22 protein-coding genes are annotated in these 20,471 nt (G+C 39.2%); 7 read left to right on the forward strand and 15 right to left on the reverse strand.

Annotation, left to right across the window (positions count from 1 at the left end; genetic code table 11):
• The first annotated feature begins 91 nt into the window (after nucleotides 1-91).
• A complete protein-coding gene (locus QSE00_RS17355; RefSeq protein ID WP_286106906.1) occupies nucleotides 92-988 on the forward strand; it encodes a DMT family transporter in 897 nt (298 codons plus the stop codon).
• Here QSE00_RS17355 and QSE00_RS17360 read toward each other — a convergent pair.
• Both QSE00_RS17360 and rimO read right to left on the reverse strand, forming a co-directional pair.
• The gene (locus tag QSE00_RS17360) at nucleotides 969-1,913 is read right to left on the reverse strand and encodes a sugar phosphate isomerase/epimerase family protein (protein ID WP_286106907.1); all 945 of its coding nucleotides are present in this window, start codon (nucleotides 1,911-1,913) and stop codon (nucleotides 969-971) included. The two genes, QSE00_RS17355 and QSE00_RS17360, sit on opposite strands and share 20 nt — an antisense overlap.
• A 165-nt stretch (nucleotides 1,914-2,078) precedes the next feature.
• The gene (gene rimO / locus QSE00_RS17365; RefSeq protein ID WP_286106908.1) at nucleotides 2,079-3,386 is read right to left on the reverse strand and encodes a 30S ribosomal protein S12 methylthiotransferase RimO; all 1,308 of its coding nucleotides are present in this window, start codon (nucleotides 3,384-3,386) and stop codon (nucleotides 2,079-2,081) included.
• A gap of 119 nt (nucleotides 3,387-3,505) precedes the next feature.
• Between rimO and QSE00_RS17370 the strand changes: the two genes are divergently transcribed.
• Complete coding sequence (locus tag QSE00_RS17370) at nucleotides 3,506-4,594, forward strand: serine hydrolase domain-containing protein (RefSeq protein ID WP_286106909.1); 1,089 nt, start codon at nucleotides 3,506-3,508, stop codon at nucleotides 4,592-4,594.
• 22 nt (nucleotides 4,595-4,616) lie between these two features.
• On the opposite strand, the gene QSE00_RS17375 is transcribed toward QSE00_RS17370, so the two are convergent.
• From QSE00_RS17375 to QSE00_RS17430, 12 genes are all read right to left on the reverse strand, one after another.
• A complete protein-coding gene (locus tag QSE00_RS17375; protein WP_286106910.1) occupies nucleotides 4,617-5,624 on the reverse strand; it encodes an alpha/beta hydrolase in 1,008 nt (335 codons plus the stop codon).
• Complete coding sequence (gene ftsY, locus QSE00_RS17380; RefSeq protein ID WP_110358131.1) at nucleotides 5,621-6,583, reverse strand: signal recognition particle-docking protein FtsY; 963 nt, start codon at nucleotides 6,581-6,583, stop codon at nucleotides 5,621-5,623. Before ftsY ends, QSE00_RS17375 begins: the two co-directional genes overlap by 4 nt.
• A gap of 90 nt (nucleotides 6,584-6,673) precedes the next feature.
• Nucleotides 6,674-6,826: a DUF4295 domain-containing protein gene (locus tag QSE00_RS17385; protein WP_110358132.1), complete on the reverse strand. Its 153-nt coding sequence runs from the start codon at nucleotides 6,824-6,826 to the stop codon at nucleotides 6,674-6,676.
• Nucleotides 6,827-6,832: 6 nt separating this feature from the next.
• Entirely contained in the window at nucleotides 6,833-7,015 is a 183-nt protein-coding gene (gene rpmG, locus QSE00_RS17390; RefSeq protein ID WP_031444791.1) for a 50S ribosomal protein L33, read from the reverse strand.
• Nucleotides 7,016-7,036: 21 nt separating this feature from the next.
• A complete protein-coding gene (rpmB, locus tag QSE00_RS17395) occupies nucleotides 7,037-7,273 on the reverse strand; it encodes a 50S ribosomal protein L28 (protein WP_031444792.1) in 237 nt (78 codons plus the stop codon).
• Between the two features lie 72 nt (nucleotides 7,274-7,345).
• Nucleotides 7,346-8,593: a competence/damage-inducible protein A gene (locus tag QSE00_RS17400; protein WP_110358133.1), complete on the reverse strand. Its 1,248-nt coding sequence runs from the start codon at nucleotides 8,591-8,593 to the stop codon at nucleotides 7,346-7,348.
• Nucleotides 8,593-8,931 carry an Hpt domain-containing protein gene (locus tag QSE00_RS17405; protein WP_110358134.1) on the reverse strand — a complete coding sequence of 113 codons (339 nt, stop codon included), beginning with the start codon at nucleotides 8,929-8,931 and terminating at the stop codon, nucleotides 8,593-8,595. The genes QSE00_RS17400 and QSE00_RS17405 overlap by 1 nt, the downstream gene beginning before the upstream one ends.
• Nucleotides 8,932-9,543, reverse strand: coding sequence for a fumarylacetoacetate hydrolase family protein (locus tag QSE00_RS17410; RefSeq protein ID WP_110358135.1), 612 nt, complete (start codon nucleotides 9,541-9,543; stop codon nucleotides 8,932-8,934). It abuts the gene before it with no gap.
• Between the two features lie 100 nt (nucleotides 9,544-9,643).
• The gene (locus QSE00_RS17415) at nucleotides 9,644-10,420 is read right to left on the reverse strand and encodes a 3'-5' exonuclease (protein WP_110358136.1); all 777 of its coding nucleotides are present in this window, start codon (nucleotides 10,418-10,420) and stop codon (nucleotides 9,644-9,646) included.
• A 204-nt stretch (nucleotides 10,421-10,624) separates the two neighbouring features.
• Nucleotides 10,625-12,019, reverse strand: a complete 1,395-nt coding sequence (locus QSE00_RS17420; protein WP_286106911.1) for a dihydrolipoamide acetyltransferase family protein — start codon at nucleotides 12,017-12,019, stop codon at nucleotides 10,625-10,627.
• 98 nt (nucleotides 12,020-12,117) lie between these two features.
• Nucleotides 12,118-12,735: a recombination mediator RecR gene (gene recR, locus QSE00_RS17425; protein WP_110358138.1), complete on the reverse strand. Its 618-nt coding sequence runs from the start codon at nucleotides 12,733-12,735 to the stop codon at nucleotides 12,118-12,120.
• Between the two features lie 833 nt (nucleotides 12,736-13,568).
• Complete coding sequence (locus QSE00_RS17430) at nucleotides 13,569-14,579, reverse strand: 3-oxoacyl-ACP synthase III family protein (RefSeq protein ID WP_286106912.1); 1,011 nt, start codon at nucleotides 14,577-14,579, stop codon at nucleotides 13,569-13,571.
• Nucleotides 14,580-14,851: 272 nt separating this feature from the next.
• Here QSE00_RS17430 and htpG point away from each other — a divergent pair, with 272 nt between their 5' ends.
• The 3 genes from htpG (at nucleotide 14,852) to QSE00_RS17445 (ending at nucleotide 17,983) form a co-directional block, all read left to right on the forward strand.
• Nucleotides 14,852-16,738 (forward strand): molecular chaperone HtpG, encoded by a 1,887-nt coding sequence (gene htpG, locus QSE00_RS17435; RefSeq protein WP_286106913.1) that lies wholly within the window; start codon nucleotides 14,852-14,854, stop codon nucleotides 16,736-16,738.
• Nucleotides 16,739-16,810: 72 nt separating this feature from the next.
• Nucleotides 16,811-17,170: a DoxX family protein gene (locus QSE00_RS17440; protein ID WP_110358142.1), complete on the forward strand. Its 360-nt coding sequence runs from the start codon at nucleotides 16,811-16,813 to the stop codon at nucleotides 17,168-17,170.
• Nucleotides 17,171-17,344: 174 nt separating this feature from the next.
• Nucleotides 17,345-17,983, forward strand: coding sequence for an MOSC domain-containing protein (locus QSE00_RS17445; RefSeq protein ID WP_286106914.1), 639 nt, complete (start codon nucleotides 17,345-17,347; stop codon nucleotides 17,981-17,983).
• A gap of 59 nt (nucleotides 17,984-18,042) precedes the next feature.
• Here QSE00_RS17445 and QSE00_RS17450 read toward each other — a convergent pair whose 3' ends face one another.
• Nucleotides 18,043-18,630 (reverse strand): hypothetical protein, encoded by a 588-nt coding sequence (locus QSE00_RS17450; protein ID WP_286106915.1) that lies wholly within the window; start codon nucleotides 18,628-18,630, stop codon nucleotides 18,043-18,045.
• A 219-nt stretch (nucleotides 18,631-18,849) separates the two neighbouring features.
• On the opposite strand from QSE00_RS17450, the gene QSE00_RS17455 reads away from it, so the two are divergent.
• Both QSE00_RS17455 and QSE00_RS17460 read left to right on the forward strand, forming a co-directional pair.
• Nucleotides 18,850-19,722 (forward strand): AraC family transcriptional regulator, encoded by an 873-nt coding sequence (locus tag QSE00_RS17455; RefSeq protein WP_110358145.1) that lies wholly within the window; start codon nucleotides 18,850-18,852, stop codon nucleotides 19,720-19,722.
• Nucleotides 19,723-19,730: 8 nt separating this feature from the next.
• Nucleotides 19,731-20,318, forward strand: a complete 588-nt coding sequence (locus QSE00_RS17460) for an alpha-ketoglutarate-dependent dioxygenase AlkB family protein (protein WP_286106916.1) — start codon at nucleotides 19,731-19,733, stop codon at nucleotides 20,316-20,318.
• Nucleotides 20,319-20,471: the final 153 nt, after the last annotated feature.

The raw sequence follows: 20,471 nt of genomic DNA on the forward strand, positions 1-20,471 counted from the left end.
TTATTTAGGGGATGTCAATATTATAAGAATTTAACTAGTTTAAGGACAGCAACAAATCTTCTTATTTCCTATTTTTGGGCATTTTTCAAAAATGATAACAAAACCTCGTATCGCCCTAATTATCGGAATAGTTTGTATTTCCATATTCCCGGTATTGGTGAAACTGAATTATACTCCGGGCCTTATTTCCGCCTTCTATCGTATGGCTATCGCGCTAAGCATAATCTTGCCTTATGTTCTATTTACCAAACAATTGAAAATCCCGGATCTGCGCACATTATTGCTTACTATTATTTGCGGAATATGTTTTGGATCTGACGTGGCAGTATGGAATATTGCCATTCAGGAATCCACGGCCACACAAGCGTCGTTCCTGACAAACCTATCTCCGGTTTGGGTAGGCATCGGTACATTTTTCTTTTTAAAACCTAAACCTTCCATTAATTTTTGGATAGGTACCGTAATTGCCCTCTTAGGGATGATCACCTTGGTCGGATTTAAATTCTTTGCCCAATTTTCTTTTGATATTGGCTTTAGTTTTGGATTATTGTCCGGGGTGTTCTACGCCATCTATATTCTAATCAGTAAAGAAGTCCTGACCAAGACATCCATAGTAAATTTTATGACGCTAAGCCTAATATCTTCTTCCCTGTTTTTAGGAATCCTGTCCTATGCCCTGGACGAGCCTTTTACAGGCTTCTCAACTATTGGTTGGTTCGTACTGTTTATCCAAGGATTGGTCTGCCAGTTATTGGCATGGTTGTCCATAAGCTATTCCACCCAACATATGCGAGCCACAAGAGTCTCCCTAAGTCTATTGGCGCAGGCCATCTTGGCCGCCATCTTGGCTTGGATATTCCTCAACGAGTTAATTACCCTACAAATGATTTTAGGCGGTATTATTTTACTCTTGGGAATACGAATCACCTTTTACGACAAGCCACTTGTTTTACCGATGCGGAAAAAGGCTAAACTCCCGCCTCTTTAATAACTTTCAAGGTCTTTTGTAAGCCGGTCTTGGCCACCTCCAACAAATCCATACTGTGGTACTCCGGATTGTACAGCTCCAAGGAAATACAACCGTTAAAACCTGTGCTTTTAAGGTCTTTCAATATTTGTGGCAACGGTAAAATTCCGTCACCTGGAAAAACCCTATGCTTATCCTCCATATCGGCCATTTCCATTCCTTTGGGAGCATCGTTAAATTGAAAAATGGCAAATATATCACCGTTCAAAAGCCTTAACCCTTCAAAACCTCCTTCCGAAATATACATATGATATACATCGGGTATTATTTTGGCTTTGGGGTGATTGGCGTCAAGGGCAACAGCGGATGCCTGGCCCATGGTCTTGAGAGGGAACATCTTTACAAATACCAAAGCCGGTATTACATTATACTCCTTAATTCCTATTTCCAATAACCTTCGGTAACAAGAGGCAACAAATCCAACATCGTAATTATCCCCCACCTGATTGGGTATGGCCTGTACATAGGTACAACCTATTTCAGATGCCATTCTCATTCTGTTTTTGGTAGCTGGTAAGGATTTTTGAAACTCTTCCTCATTCCTGGGAATGCAACCCCACAGGCCTATCATACTGGGCACAAACAATCCGGCTTCCTTTATTTTAGCGCCTAATTTTTTAAGATCGCCGCCACTCTTCTCGTATTCCTCCAAATCGCTGTCCCATGGTTCTATGGCATCGTAACCAGCAGCTATGGCAATCTCTACCTTTTTTTCCAAACCCTCGGCAGGTCTTATGGTCGCCGTATCCAAACAAATGGGCCACGGACTCTGTCCATTTTGGTATCTTTTTTCTTTTTTTGGAATTTCCATTGGCACGGTGTTGGCCAATGTGATTGTTGCAACACTAGCTGTGGCTGCTCCTGCAATAAAGGATCTGCGATTCATATTAAAGTTTATTATTCGACTAAAATATGAAAAAAAGTGACGTATTTCCCACTTACAGGCTAGAACTAACAGTTCAAGATTCTAATGTAACCAATAGGCCCCAAAGGGGTCATGGACCTATTATCGTATGGCTGCTACAACGAGTTGGAACTTAATTTTAACAGATCAACCTTGAATTGGCTCTCCATAAAGGTCAAAATCCGCAGCTTCAAAAATATGAAGGTCAACAAATTCCCCTACTTTCAGATAATGCTTTGCCGCATCCACCAAGACTTCGTTATCCACATCGGGGGAATCGAACTCCGATCGTCCCATAAAATACTTGCCTTCCTTTCTATCTATTATACAACGTAAAGTTTTACCCACTTTTTCTTGGTTCAACTCCCATGATATCTGTGATTGGAGCTCCATAATTTCCGAAGCTCTTTGTTGTTTCACCTCCTCGGGAACGTCGTCTACCAAATTATAGGCATGCGTATTTTCTTCATGACTATAGGTAAAACATCCCAATCTTTCAAAGCGCATTGCTTCCACCCAACTTTTCAAAGTTTGAAAATCTTCTTCTGTCTCGCCTGGATAACCTACAATTAGGGTGGTCCTAATGGTCATTTCCGGTACCGCAGCCCTAAAGTCCTGTAACAATTTTGTGGTCTTGGCCTGGGTTGTTCCCCTACGCATACTCTTTAATATGGCATCCGAAATGTGCTGCAACGGAATATCCAGATAATTACATACCTTAGGCTCGCGTTTCATCACTTCCAAGACATCCATAGGAAATCCGGTAGGGAAAGCATAGTGCAATCTAATCCATTCAATACCATCTACCTTTACCAACTCGTTCAGCAATTCTGCCAAATTCCTTTTCTTATAAAGGTCCAATCCGTAATAAGTAAGATCTTGGGCAATAAGGATCAATTCCTTAACCCCTTTGGCTGCTAATTTATTAGCTTCCATTACCAAATCCTCTATAGGAGTACTCTTGTGTTTGCCCCGCATGATGGGGATGGCACAAAAAGAACAGGGACGATCACATCCTTCCGCAATTTTCAGATAAGCATAATTTTTTGGCGTGGTCGTTAATCGCTCCCCTATAAGTTCGTGCTTGTAATCGGCCCCCAGGGCCTTTAATAGATTGGGCAATTCGCTGGTTCCGAAATATTCATCCACATTAGGGATCTCTTTTTGCAGATCAGGTTTATAACGTTCACTTAAGCAACCTGTAACAAATACCTTATCCACTTCCCCGGCTTCCTTTTTTTGAACGTACTCCAAAATGGTATTTACGCTCTCTTCCTTGGCATTGGCTATAAAACCGCATGTATTTATCACCACAACATTCCCTTCCTCTTCATGTACGACTTCCTTGTTGTTGGCCTTCAATTGTCCCATCAACACCTCTGAATCGTACACATTCTTGGAACACCCCAAGGTTACTACATTTATCCTATTCTTCTTAAGTGATTTAGTACGCATATTTTTCAAATAAAGTGCAAAAGTACAACTTGAAAAAAGATTGTAGTCCCAATATATCTTTTTTTATTCTTTTAACGTTAAACCTTTATAACCAATTGAGCTCTAACTCATAAAGCCCTATGAAAACCCAACTTTTTATTTCCGGTTTATTTCTGATTTGCAATTTAATGGGATGCTCCAAAGGCAATGATGACCAAATCCCGATTCCACCCGAGGAAGCCCTGTATTTTCCACCCTTAAATTCCGACGAATGGAAAACTGTGTCCCTGGAAGAGCTAGATTGGAATTCAAATGCGGAACAACCACTATATGACTTCCTGGAAACAAATAAAACAGAGGCCTTTATCTTATTGAAGGATGGAAAAATTGTGATGGAAAAATACTTTGGAAGTTTCAACGCTACAAAAAATCACTCCTGGAACTCGGCAGCCAAAACTTTGACCGCCTTTACTGTGGGAATTGCCCAAAAAGAGGGACATCTTGCCCTGGACCATCCCTCATCGGACTATATGGGAACGGGCTGGTCTTCCCTTAGCCCAGCGCAAGAGGCGCAGATTACCGTAAAAAACCATCTCACCATGACAACTGGGCTGGATTATACCGTAGAAAATAATTTTTGCACTGATGCTGAATGCCTGATTTACAAAGATGATCCCAACAGCTTTTGGTACTACCATAATGCCACCTATACCTTATTGGACAATATTATAAGTGGTGCTGTTGATCAAGAGTATAAGGAATACTTTAACAATAAGGTCCGTGACAAGATTGGGATGCAGGGATCCTGGGTAAAGACAGGATATCTTAATCTGTACTTTAGCAACGCCCGAAGTATGGCCCGATTTGGACTCTTGAACCTGAACAAAGGCATATGGGGCGAAACCGTAATTCTGGACGATCCCAATTATTTCACCAGCATGACCACGACCTCCCAAGAACTGAACAAGTCTTATGGTTATCTCTGGTGGTTGAATGGAAAAAGTAGTTTTAGATTGCCCGGTACCGAAGAACTATACCCTGGCAAATTAATCCCCAATGCTCCGGACGACCTAATAGCCGGACTAGGTGCCTTTGACCAAAAACTATATGTGGTACCCAGTAAAGGATTGGTAATTATACGAATGGGCGATTCTGCCAATGAAGATGAATTGGGACCATCTACCTTTGATAATGATTTATGGGGAAAAATAAATGCCGTAATCAACTAAATTATATTGAAACCCAAAACCTTTACTTGACCGGGTGAAGATGCACCACTTCTTCCAAGAACCCTATGGTTTCCCTTTTTACGGACTCCAGATCTTTTGATGTTATATAAGAGGTCATTACATGGTTACCCACTTGTGGAAACGCAACTTTGCGCTTTAAATGGCTCTTTACCCCTAATTCATCGTACATTTCCAACAAGGCAGGGACCGATACCACCTTATCCTGTTCTTCCTCATTTTTATAGTAATATCCTAAAAAAGTGGGTTGATGGATCTTCTGAAAGACATCCGGTTTCATTGTTACATCCAATAAGGCCTGTAATTGCGTCAATGCCTCTACCCTGTATCTTGTTGTCCAATAACTCTTTTTTAAAGAATCCGCTTCAGATTCATAAAAATCGCTATCCATAATGGTTTTGGCTATTTCCAATCCCCAAGGCCCCGACAGTAATACTGCTGACGGGTCGTAGATCTTTACGTTTGGGGAATACAAAAGAAGGCTCGCTATATCCTTGTCCCCTTGGGCCAAATAAAGTGCCAGGGTACCACCAGTGGAAGTCCCCATAACAATAACCTTTTTTCCAATCCGTTTTGCTATGGCCAAAGCCTCCTTTGCCGAATCAAAATAGTCTGTAGCCGTTAGGTGAAGCATTGCTTGTTCTTCCCGGACTCCGTGCCCTTCCAAACGGGGCAAGTATACATTGGCACCATATCTTTGCCCCAATTCCCTGTGCAAAGGCGCACCCTCCTCATGACTGGCGGACCAACCGTGAAGATAAAGAATAGAATATTCTGTTTTTCCAGGGATAGAATCGTACCAAATTATTCGCGATTCGTTATTGATCTTAATTTTTGTATTTTCCTTTTCCCTTTGTAGAAGATTGTTGTTCAGTATATTTAAATCCGTTTCCACTACTGGCAAATCAATTGTCAATACAGGCCTATCTACTTTGGGACCTAAAAAATAAACAATAAACAACAGGAGAAGTAAAAAAAATATTCCTTTCAATAATCGACGGACTATCTTCATTCTTTTCCACTAAAAAACGAATCCACAAACTCAATCTTATTAAAGACCTGCAAATCTTCCATTCCTTCCCCTACCCCAATATACTTTACCGGAATCTGGAATTGATCTGAAATACCAATAACCACACCACCTTTAGCGGTACCATCCAATTTTGTCACTGCCAAGGATGTTACTTCCGTGGCCTTGGTAAATTGTTTTGCCTGCTCAAAGGCATTCTGCCCTGTGGATCCGTCCAAAACCAAGAGGACCTCATCAGGAGTACCTTCAACCACCTTTTGCATAACGCGCTTCACTTTGGTCAATTCATTCATCAAATTAACCTTATTATGCAGTCTACCCGCAGTATCGATAATTACCACGTCCGCATTCTGCTTAAGTGCCGAACTCAGGGTGTCAAAGGCCACAGAGGCAGGGTCGCTGCCCATATTTTGTTTTATGATAGGGACATCTACCCTATCGGCCCATACCTGAAGTTGGTCTATTGCGGCTGCTCTAAATGTATCGGCCGCACCAAGGACTACCTTTAAACCTTGTTTTTTAAATTGATAGGCCAATTTACCTATAGTGGTAGTTTTACCTACCCCATTGACACCAACAACCATTATTACGTAAGGCTTTCTTATCAAGGGAACCGTAAACTCGGTTTCTGATCCAGAATTGGTTTCGGACAGTAATCCTGCTATTTCCTCCCTTAATATAACATTAAGCTCGTCTACCCCCAAATACTTATCCTTGGATACACGAGCTTCTATACGGTCTATTATTTTTAGAGTGGTATTTACACCTACATCGGAGGAAACCAATACTTCCTCCAAATTATCCAAAACATCATCATCTACCTTGGATTTTCCAACTACCGCCTTACTAAGTTTGGATAAAAAATTGGTCTTGGTCTTTTCCAGACCTTTGTCCAAAGATTCCTTTTTTTGTGCAGAAAATATTTTCTTAAATAAACTCATATTTTTGGCATGTTCCTTTTCATCAAAGATATAAAAATAAAAAAGCTACTTTCATCAGAAAGTAGCTTTATAACCAATAAATTTAGGTTATTATTTTTTTTTCAACCAGTCGTTTACCATTTCCGGACTCATTACAGACTCCATAAAAGTGTAAGCACCTGTTTTGGGCGACTTAACCATTTTAATGGCCTTGGTCAATCTTTTTGAACTTGTTTGTAAACTCGCTACCGTTTTCTTTGCCATGACGTATTATTTAATTTCTTTATGAACTGTCATTCTCTTTAGAATAGGATTGAATTTTTTAATTTCCATCCTATCTGGAGTGTTCTTTTTGTTCTTAGTGGTTATGTACCTTGAAGTACCTGGCATGCCAGATTCCTTATGCTCTGTACATTCCAAAATAACCTGAATTCTGTTACCTTTCTTTGCCATTATAATCTTAGTATTTCAGGATTATTTAATTAACCCTTTTTCCTTTGCCTCTTTTAAAACAACGGAAATTCCTTTTTTATTGATACTCTTTAGCGCCTTGGCTGAAACCTTTAAGGTTACCCAACGATCTTCTTCTGGAATATAGAAACGCTTTTTAGAAAGATTTACATCAAATCTTCTTCTGGTTTTATTAATCGAGAAGGACACATTATTCCCAAACATGGCTCTCTTTCCAGTAACATCACAAACTTTTGACATCTCTCTACTTTTATTTTGTTATAAACAGGGTGCAAATTTAAATTAATTTTATGGGACGGACAAAATTCTTTGTCAGAATTTTAAAATTTCTTTTCGAAGCATTTCAAAAGCCTTATTTACAGCCTTTTGCACAATTCTTTCACGCTGGCTCCCCAAATGATATTTCTCTACCACCACAGCTTCGGGGCTAGCAACTGCAATAAACACAGTTCCTACCTCCGCATCCGAGTCTCCTTTTGTTGGACCTGCGTTCCCAGTAGTGGCTATAGCAAAATCGGTCTTCAGCATATTTCGCAGATTAGTGGCCATTTCAATGGCTACTTCCGCGCTCACTACTGAAAATTGTTCAATAGTTGTTTTGGAAACTTTAAGGACCTCTATCTTGGTTTCTGTGGCATAGCTTACAATACTCCCTTTAAAATAGGCGGATGCACCTGGCATACTCGTAATCTGTTGGGCTATTTTACCCCCGGTACAACTCTCCGCCGTACCCATTGTCATCCTTTTTTTTGTCAATAATTGGGCAATCACCGATTCTACAGATTCTCCCCCCTCCTCACCGAAGACAATATCGCCCAAGAGGTTTCTAATTTTCTCCGCCTCCAACTCCACCATGGAGTTTAGCTCCTCACTATTGTTTCCCTTTGCAGAAAGTCTAAGCCTAACGGACCCAAGACTTGGTAGATAGGCCAATTTTACCATACTGGGCAGATTGTCCTCCACAGAGGATATCCTATCGGCCAGCGAACTTTCCCCCATCCCATAGGTAATAATGGTCTTATGGACAATATAAGGCCGCTTAAACTCTTGTACTATTCTAGGAATGACCTTGGATGTTATTAAATTTTTCATCTCGAAGGGTACACCTGGCAATGAAACGAAGACCTTTCCATCTTTTTTTAACCACATACCGGGCGCTGTACCAAATTCATTGTGGAGTACATCGGCCGTAGAAGGCACCAAGGCTTGATTTTTGTTGACCTCCAACAAAGGTATTCCCAAGTGTTTTTTAAAGATAGCCTCCACATGGGACAACACTTCCTTGCTTTCCACCAGGGTATCATTGAAATACTCGCACAGCGTATGTTTGGTGATATCATCTTTGGTAGGGCCCAATCCCCCCGTTATTATAATAATGTCGGCTCTAGATTCCGCTTCCTTAAGAGCTTCGAGAATATGAAGCCTTTCATCCTGTACTGAAGAAATCTGATATACGGAAACCCCTATCTTATTTAGTTCCTGGGCAATGAAGGCCGAATTTGTATCTATAATTTGACCAATGAGAATCTCATCGCCAATAGTTATGATTTCAGCAAACATTAAATTCTAAAGTCATTTTTTAATTCTGAAACCACTTGATCTACGTCCTTTTTAAGTAATGGCACCAAACGCTCAATTTCTTCAGTATCCTCTACCTTTTTTCCCAAAGTCTCTATCTGAAGGGCTATTTCTCGGGTTTGTTCCATGCCCAATAAATCTACGTTAGGTTTAATCTTATGTGCCAGTTTATATACGCTATCATAATTTTTTACCCCCAATGCTTTCTCAAGTTCATCCAAATCCTGAGGAACTTCTTCCAAAAAAACAGCTACGACAGATTTAATAAATTCATCATCACCTTCTGCCATTTCATTTATCTTGTCCAGATTATAAATCATCTATTTTATATTTAATGAGAACATTTGTTCATTCTCCAATGTACCCGAAAGATAATCATTTGCACTTATTCTACCAACACCGGCAGGGGTACCGGTAAAAATAATGTCTCCCTTTTTCAAAGTAAAAAAACTAGACGCGTAGGAAATTATATCATCTATCTTCCAAAGCATTAACCCGGTGTTCCCATCCTGAACAACTATATTGTTCTTTTTAAGTTGGAAATTTAAATTATTTACATCATCAAAATTGGATTTTGGCAACCATTTACCTATAACCGCAGATCCATCAAAACCCTTGGCCTTTTCCCAAGGCAATCCTTTTTCCTTTAATCGAGATTGTAGATCCCTAGCCGTAAAATCGATTCCCAAACCCACCTCATCGTAATAATTATGTGAAAATCGCGAATCTATATGCTTTCCTACTTTTTTAATTTTCACCAACACTTCCACTTCGTAGTGTATATCCTCGGAAAATTCAGGTATATAAAAATCCTGTTCTTTAGGCAAAACGGCCGAGTCCGGCTTAATAAACAAAACCGGATCTGAAGGCCTCTCGTTATTCAATTCCTTTATGTGATCCACATAATTGCGACCAATGCAAATAATCTTCATATTACAGAGTGATGTTCGGCAATTGACTTTGGGCATTTGTTTTGGAAAAGTAGGGCAAGTAACCTTTTTGAAAATCGGTAACTACCATTATACCAAATCCTTAGCCCAATTTGTTGTTCAATTTGCTCAATTTTATTTGGGTCAAAACCTTTTTTGTGTACAATGGAAAATCGGCATTTAAGATCCAACCAAAATACCCAGGTTCCTTTTCCAGAACAGCATGCACCTTTTTGCCCTTATGCTTTCCAAAGGAAAAAATCTCCTCCCCCTCTTCATCCAACACAATAAAGCCCGCAAAATCAACCGCTTGTTTCCTAGTAGTAAATTCGGATAGCTTTTTAATATTGTTCTCCAATTCAGGATAACGGTCCAATTGCGACAATAGCACTTCATAAGTAGCCATGGTATCGGCCTCAGCACTATGGGCATCCACAAGGTCTTTATCGCAATAAAACTTATAGGCAGCTTCCAAGGTTCTTTTCTCCATTTTGTGGAAAATGGTCTGCACGTCCACAGAAACCGTATTCTTCATGTCAAAATCTATTTCGGCCCTGAGCATCTCCTCGGCCAACAGAGGAATGTCAAAACGATCCGAATTATAGCCTCCCAAATCGCTATCCTTTATCATTTTGTAAATTTCCTTGGAAAGCTGTTTAAATGTAGGTTCGTTGGCCACTTTTTCATTGGAAATGCCATGAATGGCAACTACCTGGGCAGGGATTTCCATTTCCGGGTTCACCAACCATGTTTTGCTCTCCCTATTTCCATTTGGATACACTTTCAAAATAGCTATTTCCACTATCCTATCCTTGGCAACATTAGTTCCCGTGGTCTCCAAATCGAAAAAACAAATTGGTCTTGTAAGCTTTAATTGCATGTTGTAGGTTCTTTATACAAAGATAGTTTTTACAAAGGTTTTGACTAAAAATAGCCCACAAAATGTTTAAAATCCTTTTAGAAGCAGGGAAATTCAAGAATATCCATCAGAATTAAACACACAACTCCACAGACCAGCGGAACAAACCATGCTAAAAAGCATAATTAAAAATAACAAGGAAAATAAATCAATCCCAGGGATTTATTAAACTTCCCTATTCTCGTCCCAGGCCTCCAAATAATCGGCTACAGCCTTTACAAACATTCCTCCCAAAGCCCCGTTCACTACCCTGTGATCATAACTATGGGACAAATACATCTTACTTCGAATGGCTATAAAATCGCCCTCTTTGGTTTCGACTACTGCGGGTATTTTACGTATAGCCCCCAATGCCAATATACCAACTTGTGGTTGATTGATAATTGGCGTACCAAAAACACTGCCAAAGGTACCCACATTGGTAACGGTATAGGTACCATCCTTCACCTCATCTGGTTTTAACGCATTATCCCTTGCCCTCTTGGCCAAATCGTTGACCGCTTTGGCCATACCTACCAGATTTAACTGATCGGCGTTTTTAATCACGGGAACAATCAAATTTCCATCGGGCAAGGCCGCTGCCATACCAATATTGATATTCTTTTTCTTTATGATGGTATCGCCATCCAAGGATATATTCACCATGGGATACTTTTTTAAGGCAATGGCCACCGCTTCCATAAAGATAGGGGTAAAGGTTAGTTTCTCGCCTTCCCTTCTTTCAAAGGCATCCTTAACCTTATTTCTCCAATTGACCACGTTGGTCACATCAACCTCAACAAAACTTTGCACGTGGGCCGAAGTAGCAACACTTGCTGTCATATGCTGGACAATCAATTTACCCATACGTGTCAAAGGAATATGCTCGTCGCCATTAATTGGCAGCTCCTTCTCCAAAGTCGGTTTAACCTCCTCCTGTTTTGTTTCCTCCTTTTTGTCGGGAACAGGTTTGGCAACTTGTTCCTCCATTTCTACCACAGGCATTGCATTCTCTTGCTTTTTCTCCTGAAAAGGCTGCCCTTGGCCCACCTTGCCCGAAGCAACATAATCCAAAATATCGTTTTTGGTTACCCTACCCTCACTTCCAGTGCCATTTATGGTATCCAACTCCGCCAAGGTAATTCCCTCCTGCTTTGCTATATTTTTTACCAAGGGAGAATAAAAACGATCGGTTCCACTATAATCAATTACCGGCGCGCTAGTACTTTCCTTGGCACTCAAAACCGCAACTTCCAATTCCTCTACCACTTTGTTCGAAACATCATCCTTTACAGAAACACTATGACCATCCCTTTCATTATCAGACTCTAATCCGCTTCCATTTATTTCTATAATGGCAACGGTCTGGCCTACTTTAACAACATCGTCTATTTTGAATAATTTCTCCACTAAAATGCCATCTACCTCGCTAGGAACCTCAGAATCTACCTTATCCGTGGCTATTTCAAAAACGGCTTCATCCATTTCTATGGTATCGCCAACTTCCTTCAGCCATGAGGTAAGTGTTGCCTCTGCAACACTTTCTCCCATTTGTGGTAATTTTAGCTCAAATTTTGACATATCCTTATTTAATACACTTGTAATGATTAATAAATTGCAAAACTAACAAATAAAAGGTCGTATTTTTGATTTTTATTCATTCTTTTTACTAACAACTCCTATACTTTTAATGAATTCTCAAACGGAATTCTATTCAGAATACTTCTCCCCAAAGTTACCTCATCCGCATACTCCAATTCATCTCCCACCGCAATGCCCCTTGCAATGGTTGAAGTTTTTATGTCCAGACCTTCTAATTGCCTGTAAATATAAAAGTTGGTGGTATCCCCCTCCATTGTAGAGCTTAATGCGAATATTAATTCCTTTATTTTTCCTCGTTTTGCTTTGTCCACCAAGGAATAAATAGACAGATCCTGGGGCCCAACACCTTCCATAGGGGAGATTTTCCCTCCTAGGACATGGTACAACCCTAAAAACTGACCTGTATTCTCTATGGCCATCACATCCCGAATATCCTCTACCACACAAACAAGACTTTCGTCCCTTCTGGGGTTTGAACATATCTCACACACCTCCACATCGGAAATATTATGGCAATTTTTACAGAATTTGATATTGTCCTTTAAATTGATCAATGCATTTGCCAATCTAGCGGTTTGCTCCTTTGGCTGTTTTAAGAGATGTAGGACCAACCTCAGCGCGGTACGTTTTCCTATACCTGGTAATTGGGACATCTCATAGACCGCATTTTCCAATAATTTAGATGAAAATTCCATAACCACAAAATTACAATTTTATACCATTAATTTAAGGCATTCCCACTAAAAGTAAATTTCAAGCATTTTACAATTCATATCATCAAGGCCCAACGATAAATACTTGCCATTAGTTTTAAATGTGAATATGCCCTGCAAATTGAATGTTGGCAAATCACCTTTCTTATCGTACCATTTTCCACTGTAAATGCTTTCCCAATATCTGCTTACCATTTGTCGAAACAAATAACCTTTCATCGATAGGCAACTCAATACGTTATAAATAATTTTCAGATTCAAAACAGTCCATCAAATTGACCCCTAATTCACACAGGTGTAACAAGGCATATGGAACCAACACAAGGAACAATCTTCTTACATTCTGATTTACAACAAATTAAACACACACCCCACAACATACATTTCACAATCCACTCCCTGAGACTTGTATTTATTAATACTAAATGCTATCAATTTAAAGTCGTTTTACAGGAAATTAAGATAAAGTTGTGAGTGGTATATTTTGATAATAAAATAATTAACCCTTATTTTGTTCAAGGCATAGTTCCCCCAGTCCTATAGCCGCAATGCAATTTGAATTTATTGGCTTATTTCTTTAAAAGAACGGCACCCAAAAATTGGTATTAACACTCTACTATATTGAAGTTAAAGTGTGTTAATACTTGTAAGAAGGTAATGGAATATTCGTACTTTAAGGTGTATATAAAAATTTTGGTCATTGATAACGCTATATATTTATAGTTAATGGTTAGTGTTTAGTATAGTCTATCAATGAAAGAAACCCGGGACATATGTTCCGGGTTTTGTTTTTATATATTATAATTTTGAATCCTTTACCACCTTATTATAGCGCTGCCCCAAGTAAATCCGCTACCAAAAGCGGCTAGCACTACCAAATCCCCAGACTTGATTTTTCCCTGCTCCCAAGCTTCGGTCAAAGCAATGGGTATGGAAGCCGCAGTAGTATTGCCGTATTTCATAATATTATTGAATACCTGATCATCCCCTAGCCCGAATTTCTTTTGGATATATTGGGATATCCTCAGATTGGCCTGATGTGGCACCAACATATCTATTTCCTTTGCCTCAAGATTGTTGGCCTTTAATCCTTCAATGATTACTTCACTAAAACGGACCACCGCGTTCTTAAAAACAAATGGGCCGTTCATATAGGGCAAATAGGACTCATCGTTGGGGTCATTATCCTCCAAAATATCCGTTACCCAACGCTTTCCCATTCCTGGTGCTATAAGGGACAATTCCTCGGCGTGCTGTCCTTCGGAATGCAAATGGGTGGAAAGAATGCCCTTCTGGGTGTCTTCCTCCCTACTTACGATGGCAGCCCCGGCCCCATCGCCAAAAATCACCGATACCCCCCTACCCTTGGTAGTCATGTCAAGGCCATGGGAATGTAGCTCGGAGCCGATTACCAAAACATTTTTATACATCCCAGTTTTTACATATTGATCGGCAATAGACAAGGCATAAATAAATCCAGAGCATTGGTTGCGCACATCCAGGGCTCCAACAGTCTTTATATCCAAATCCCTTTGTACCAAGACCCCGGGACCAGGAAAATAGTAATCGGGACTCAATGTGGCAAAAACAATGAAATCGATATCATTTTTATCTATTCCAGAACGTTCTATAGCAATCTTTGCCGCTTTAACCCCCATAGTGGTAGTGGTATCCCCGTCGCCTTTTTTAACATGCCGTCTTTCCTGGATACCGGTACGCTCCTGAATCCAAGTATCATTGGTGTCCATTATTTTAGACAAATCATCGTTGGTAACCACATTTTTTGGTACATAGTAACCAAGACCCGTTATTTTTGAATTGAACATCTGTTGGAAAATTAAGTTATTAGGGAGCCAAGGCTCCCCTCTTTTTCTATTATAAAATCTAAAATATGGGAAATAATTTTAGTTACATCCAATTTAAATAAAAATATATTGGAATATAATGATATTGATCATAAGGCCATTGGGAGAATTTCAATACACACAATGGCATTTGGAGTATTTTCGACCCCCTAAAAAATGTCAGTTTGTCACTTCCACCAACAATGGTATTTTTTTTGACAGTGTTAAGTCGTTAAACTAAAAAATATAGAAGTATGGCCACAGGCAAGATCAATGTTTCCGTAGAGAACATATTTCCGCTCATAAAAAAATTCCTTTACAGCGACCATGAAATATTTTTACGGGAGCTTATTTCGAATGCAACAGATGCAACCTTAAAACTTAAGCACCTTACCACCATTGGAGAAGCCAAGGTTGAATATGGAAATCCACTTATCGAGGTAAAGATCGATAAGGAGGGAAAAAAGATTCATATCATTGATGAAGGTGTAGGTATGACCGAGGAGGAAGTACAAAAATACATCAATGAAATTGCATTTTCCGGGGCTGAAGAATTCTTGGACAAATACAAGGATTCTGCCAAGGACTCAGGAATTATTGGCCATTTTGGACTTGGGTTTTATTCGGCCTTCATGGTAGCATCCAAAGTGGAAATTATCACCAAGAGTTATAAAGACGAGCCTGCAGCACATTGGATCTGCGATGGTTCGCCCAATTTCACCCTAAAAAAGGCCAAGAAAACCACCCGTGGTACGGAAATAATCCTACACATCGCGGATGATTCCACAGAATTTTTGGAAGAAGGTAAGATTGGCACACTACTTCGAAAATACAACAAGTTTATGCCAATCCCGATTAAGTTTGGGACTACAACGGAAACTCTTCCCAAACCCGAAGGAGCAAAAGAAGAAGACCCTGCACCTACAAAAGAGGTAGACAATATAATTAACAACCCCAACCCGGCATGGACCAAACAGCCAACGGAATTGAAGGAGGAGGATTATAAGGAATTCTATAGGGAACTCTACCCAATGCAATTTGAGGAACCTTTATTTCACATACACTTAAACGTTGATTATCCTTTTAACCTTACAGGGATTTTATATTTCCCAAAACTCACCAATGATTTAAATACCCAAAAGGATAGGATTCAATTATACCAAAATCAGGTATTTGTCACTGACAACGTGGAAGGAATCGTCCCTGAATTTTTGACCATGCTCAGAGGGGTCATCGATTCTCCGGATATACCGTTGAACGTTAGTAGGTCTTACTTGCAGGCCGATGGTGCGGTCAAGAAAATATCGACCTATATCACCCGTAAAGTTGCCGATAAATTAAGCTCTTTATTTAAAAATAACAGAGAAGATTTTGAGGCAAAATGGAACGATATCAAAATCGTTATCGAATATGGTATGCTTTCGGAAGACAAGTTCTTTGAAAAAGCGGATAAATTTGCATTGTACCCAACTGTGGACGGCGCCTTCTATACTTTTGAGGAACTACAGGAAAAAATAAAGTCGAACCAAACGGACAAGGACGATAAATTAGTAATCCTTTATGCCTCCAATAAGGAGGAACAGCACAGTTATATAGAGGCTGCCAAGGCCAAAGGATTCGAGGTCTTACTGTTGGATTCGCCTATAGTATCGCATTTAATGCAAAAACTGGAAACCTCCAAGGAGAAAATTTCCTTTGCACGTGTGGATGCGGATCATTTGGACAATCTCATCAAAAAAGAGGACACCCAAATTTCCAAGCTGTCCGATGAGGAGAAAGAAGTCTTAAAAACCGATATCGAGACTGCCATCAACAATAAAAGCTATACCGTTCAATTGGAGGCCATGGATAGTAACTCCTCTCCGTTCATTATAACGGAACCTGAGTTTATGAGGCGTATGAAAGAAATGCAGCAAACCGGCGGTGGTGGAATGTTCGGTATGGGAAATATGCCGGAAATGTACAATTTGGTAGTGAATACAAATCACGATTTGGTTTCGGAGATTTTAAACACAAAAACGACCAAAAAGAAAGAGCGACTCATTAACCAGTCCCTTGATCTGGCACGTTTGTCCAAAGGTCTATTGAAAGGTGAGGAACTTACCAAATTCATTAAAAGAAGTTATGAAATGGTGAAATAATCATTTTTCACAGACAATTTAGAGGCTGAATTACTTAGGTAATTCAGCCTCTTTTATTTATATCTTTACCCAATGGATTTCCCTTGGCACCTTTACCTTCTAGGATTTATTTATGTCATTGCCGGTATCATGCATTTTATGGTTCCCAAAATATACCTGAGAATAATGCCCAGGTATTTGCCCCATCATAGACTCTTGGTATTCCTAAGTGGACTGGCCGAAATTCTTCTGGGCATAGGCCTATGCTTTCCCGCAACCAAAAATGTTTCCATTATCGGCATTTTATTAATGTTGACCATATTTCTATTGGTACACCTCTATATGTTGAAGGGCAAAAAGGAAGGAGCAGGTATCCCAAAGTGGATCTTACTTCTTAGAATCCCACTTCAATTTGTCCTTATGTACTGGGCGTATACTTATTTAGGCCTATAAATTGATTGCACCCTCCGTTCCACAGTTGCCCCCTACATCTGCACCTTCTAGGTGGACATTGCTACTCTTACTAGTTTTAGGTTGCCAATAATTTTACTATGTGATTCGATTAAATTTTAATATTATTATGTTCCTTCATCAATATTATAATTGGAGTATTTCTATCTTTATAATATGAAAATTATCTCCACCAATATTGGAAAAGTTACCAGCTTTCTCTGGAATGGCAGGGTAGAGCAAACAGGGATATTTAAATACCCTACGAACGATCCTCTTTTTCTTGGCAAAACGGATGTTCTTAAAGACACCGTTATAGATAGGGAGCATCATGCTGGAATCAACAAAGCCTGTTATCTCTTTTCATCTGCTCACTACCCATTTTGGAAAACAAGGTATCCAGTATTGAATTGGGACTGGGGAATGTTCGGAGAAAACCTTACTGTGGAGGGTATGGATGAATCCCAAATGAGGATCGGTGACATATACAGCATCGGTAGTGCGTTGGTACAGGTTTCACAACCTAGGGAACCTTGTTATAAGTTAGGGGTACGCTTTAATGATCCCAAAATTTTAAAGCAATTTGTAGATTTTGGTTATTCGGGCACTTATGTACGTATTTTACAGGAAGGCCCTGTAAAAAAAGAGGACCCCTTAATTTTGGTCGAAAGATCCGAAAACACCCTTACCGTAAAGGAGTGCTTCCAAATAATTCTTTCGAAAGAAAAGGACCCCATAATATTACAAAAGGCCATCAACAACCCGGCATTACCGAAATATAAAAGGGATCGACTTAAAAAATTTTTATCCCTATAAATAAAATAGGGGCCAAAGGCCCCTATTTTTCACTTTAATAGTATTTACTTTTCAATAAATTAATTCACCGAAATTGTTTCGTAATAGACATTGGTGCCTTCACTTACAGATACTGTGTAATCATCCTTTACAGCAGTACTAAAGTTGAATACCTTTCCAACAACCAATTCCTTTTCAAATTTTTGGGTAAAGACAACCCTGTTGGCACTATCCACAACATTAATAACTACTGGATTTAACTTCTGGTTGAAGTAGTTCAAATAAAGAACATCCCCATTTTTCCTAAAGAATGGTTTTGTTACTTCGTCACGGGCTATAATGTTTACCTCAGAATCCTCTACACTTATTGTGAACTCTACTGTCCTGATAAGACTTTCCATCCTTAAATAATAAAGACCTTCTTCCAATTTGGACAAATCGAACTTCTTGGTATAATCTTCATCTTCCTTAATATTCTCCATGAATATTTGATGCTTCCCGGTATCGGTCAAGGTCAATGTAGTAGATTCAGTTTGCTTATTTAACTTAAGAACCAATCTTTTGGCTTCTTTAACTGTTGTCAAGTACATTCCTGGGTCATTGGCCATTGCTAAAGTACTACTAAGTAGCAAAGCTGCCATTGCTGTTAATTTTAAAACTGCTTTCATAACATTTAGGATTTAATATTAATAAATCATTTATGGGACAAATGTAGAACAGGAATTCCCCTCCCACTACTCTATAATTCCCCACTTTCTATTCTATTTTACCATCATGCAATATTAAATAATTGTTAACAGGTTAATTTTAGACACATTTAAGTTAAATTTGCATAGAATTGTCTAAAATGGCAGTATTACCTTTACTTAACCTAATGAAATTAACATATGATACCTAAACCTACCTTTGAGGTCATAGAGCCCGACTTCGGTCATTCTTATACCTATCAACAGTTTGATGAACACACCCCTAATAAAATTGGAGTATGGCATTATCATCCTGAAATTGAACTGGTTTATGTTAATGGAGGTTCCGGAAAGCGACAAATTGGAAGCCACGTTTCCTATTATACCGATGGCGATTTGATTTTAATAGGTTCCAACCTACCGCATTGTGGATTCACAGATGTGCTTACCGGCAACAAAAATGAAAGTGTGGTTCAAATGAAACAGGATTTTTTAGGCAACGATTTTTTCAACATCCCCGAAATGAAAAAAATTCAAAGCCTTTTTCAAATAGCCAAAGGAGGTGTAGCTTTCACAGGTAGTACCAAGAAAAAAATTGGTGAAAAAATAGAAATCATGGAATATCAGACAGATTTTCAACGTCTACTCTCCATTCTTAACATCTTAAATGAATTGGGAAATTCCAAGGAATATCAAGTATTGAACGCCCAAGGCTTTTCGCTTCAAACGGAAGTGAAGGATAATGACAGGATAAATATTGTCTTCAATTTCGTAAAAACAAACTTCAAGGAGGAAATAACACTAGAGGAGATTTCCGATTTGGTGAGTATGACGGTACCGTCGTTCTGCAGATACTTCAAAAAAATAACAAATAAGACCTTCATACAATTTGTCAATGAGTGTAGATTGGTACATGCCTCAAAATTATTGGCAGAAAAACCCATTAGTATAACAGAAGTATGTTTTGAAAGTGGCTTCAACAATTTCTCACATTTCAACAAGTCCTTTAAAGCATTCACTGGCCAGAATCCTTCCGAATACAGAAATGAACTGAAAAGTGTACTTCAATCTTGAACCCGTTTTTGACCAACAAAATAGAACTTCCACTCCCGGATAGCGAAATAATCTATTATCCCAATTTTTTAAAAACAAGTGAAGCGGATCATTATTTAAAGATAATTAGAGAAACGACCCCTTGGCAACAGGATCGTATTACGGTATTTGGCAAAACACACCCCCAACCCAGGTTAACCGCCTTATTTGGAGACAACAGCAAACCTTATTCCTACTCCAATATTACAATGCACCCACATCTGTTTACAGCCGAATTACTGGAATTGAGGAATAAGTTGAAAACCGAATTTGGCATACACTTTACCAGTAGCTTAATAAATCTTTACAGAAATGGAAAAGATAGCAATGGTTGGCATGCAGATGACGAGAGGGCCTTGGGCAGAAATCCAGTAATTGCATCCATAAGCCTTGGGCAAGTGCGATACTTTCACCTAAAACATAAAATGAAAAAGGATTTAAAGTTCAAATTATTATTGGAACATGGGAGTTTGCTCCTTTTGAAAGGAGAAACCCAACATTGTTGGTACCACCAAATTCCAAAAACTTCCAAAAACATACAGGAACGGATCAATATCACCTTTAGGGTCATTAAATAAAAAAATCGGTTACTGAAACCGATTTTTTTATGCCTTTGCTATTTCCGTTGGATACTGCCCCTAACCTATCAGGCAATTACGTTAGTCTCCTCACACCCAACTTCAACAACAATAACTCAATAATTTTGCCATTTAATATAAAAATTGGTCAAA

Source organism: Arenibacter flavimaris, from assembly GCF_030291335.1.
Classification (GTDB): domain Bacteria; phylum Bacteroidota; class Bacteroidia; order Flavobacteriales; family Flavobacteriaceae; genus Arenibacter.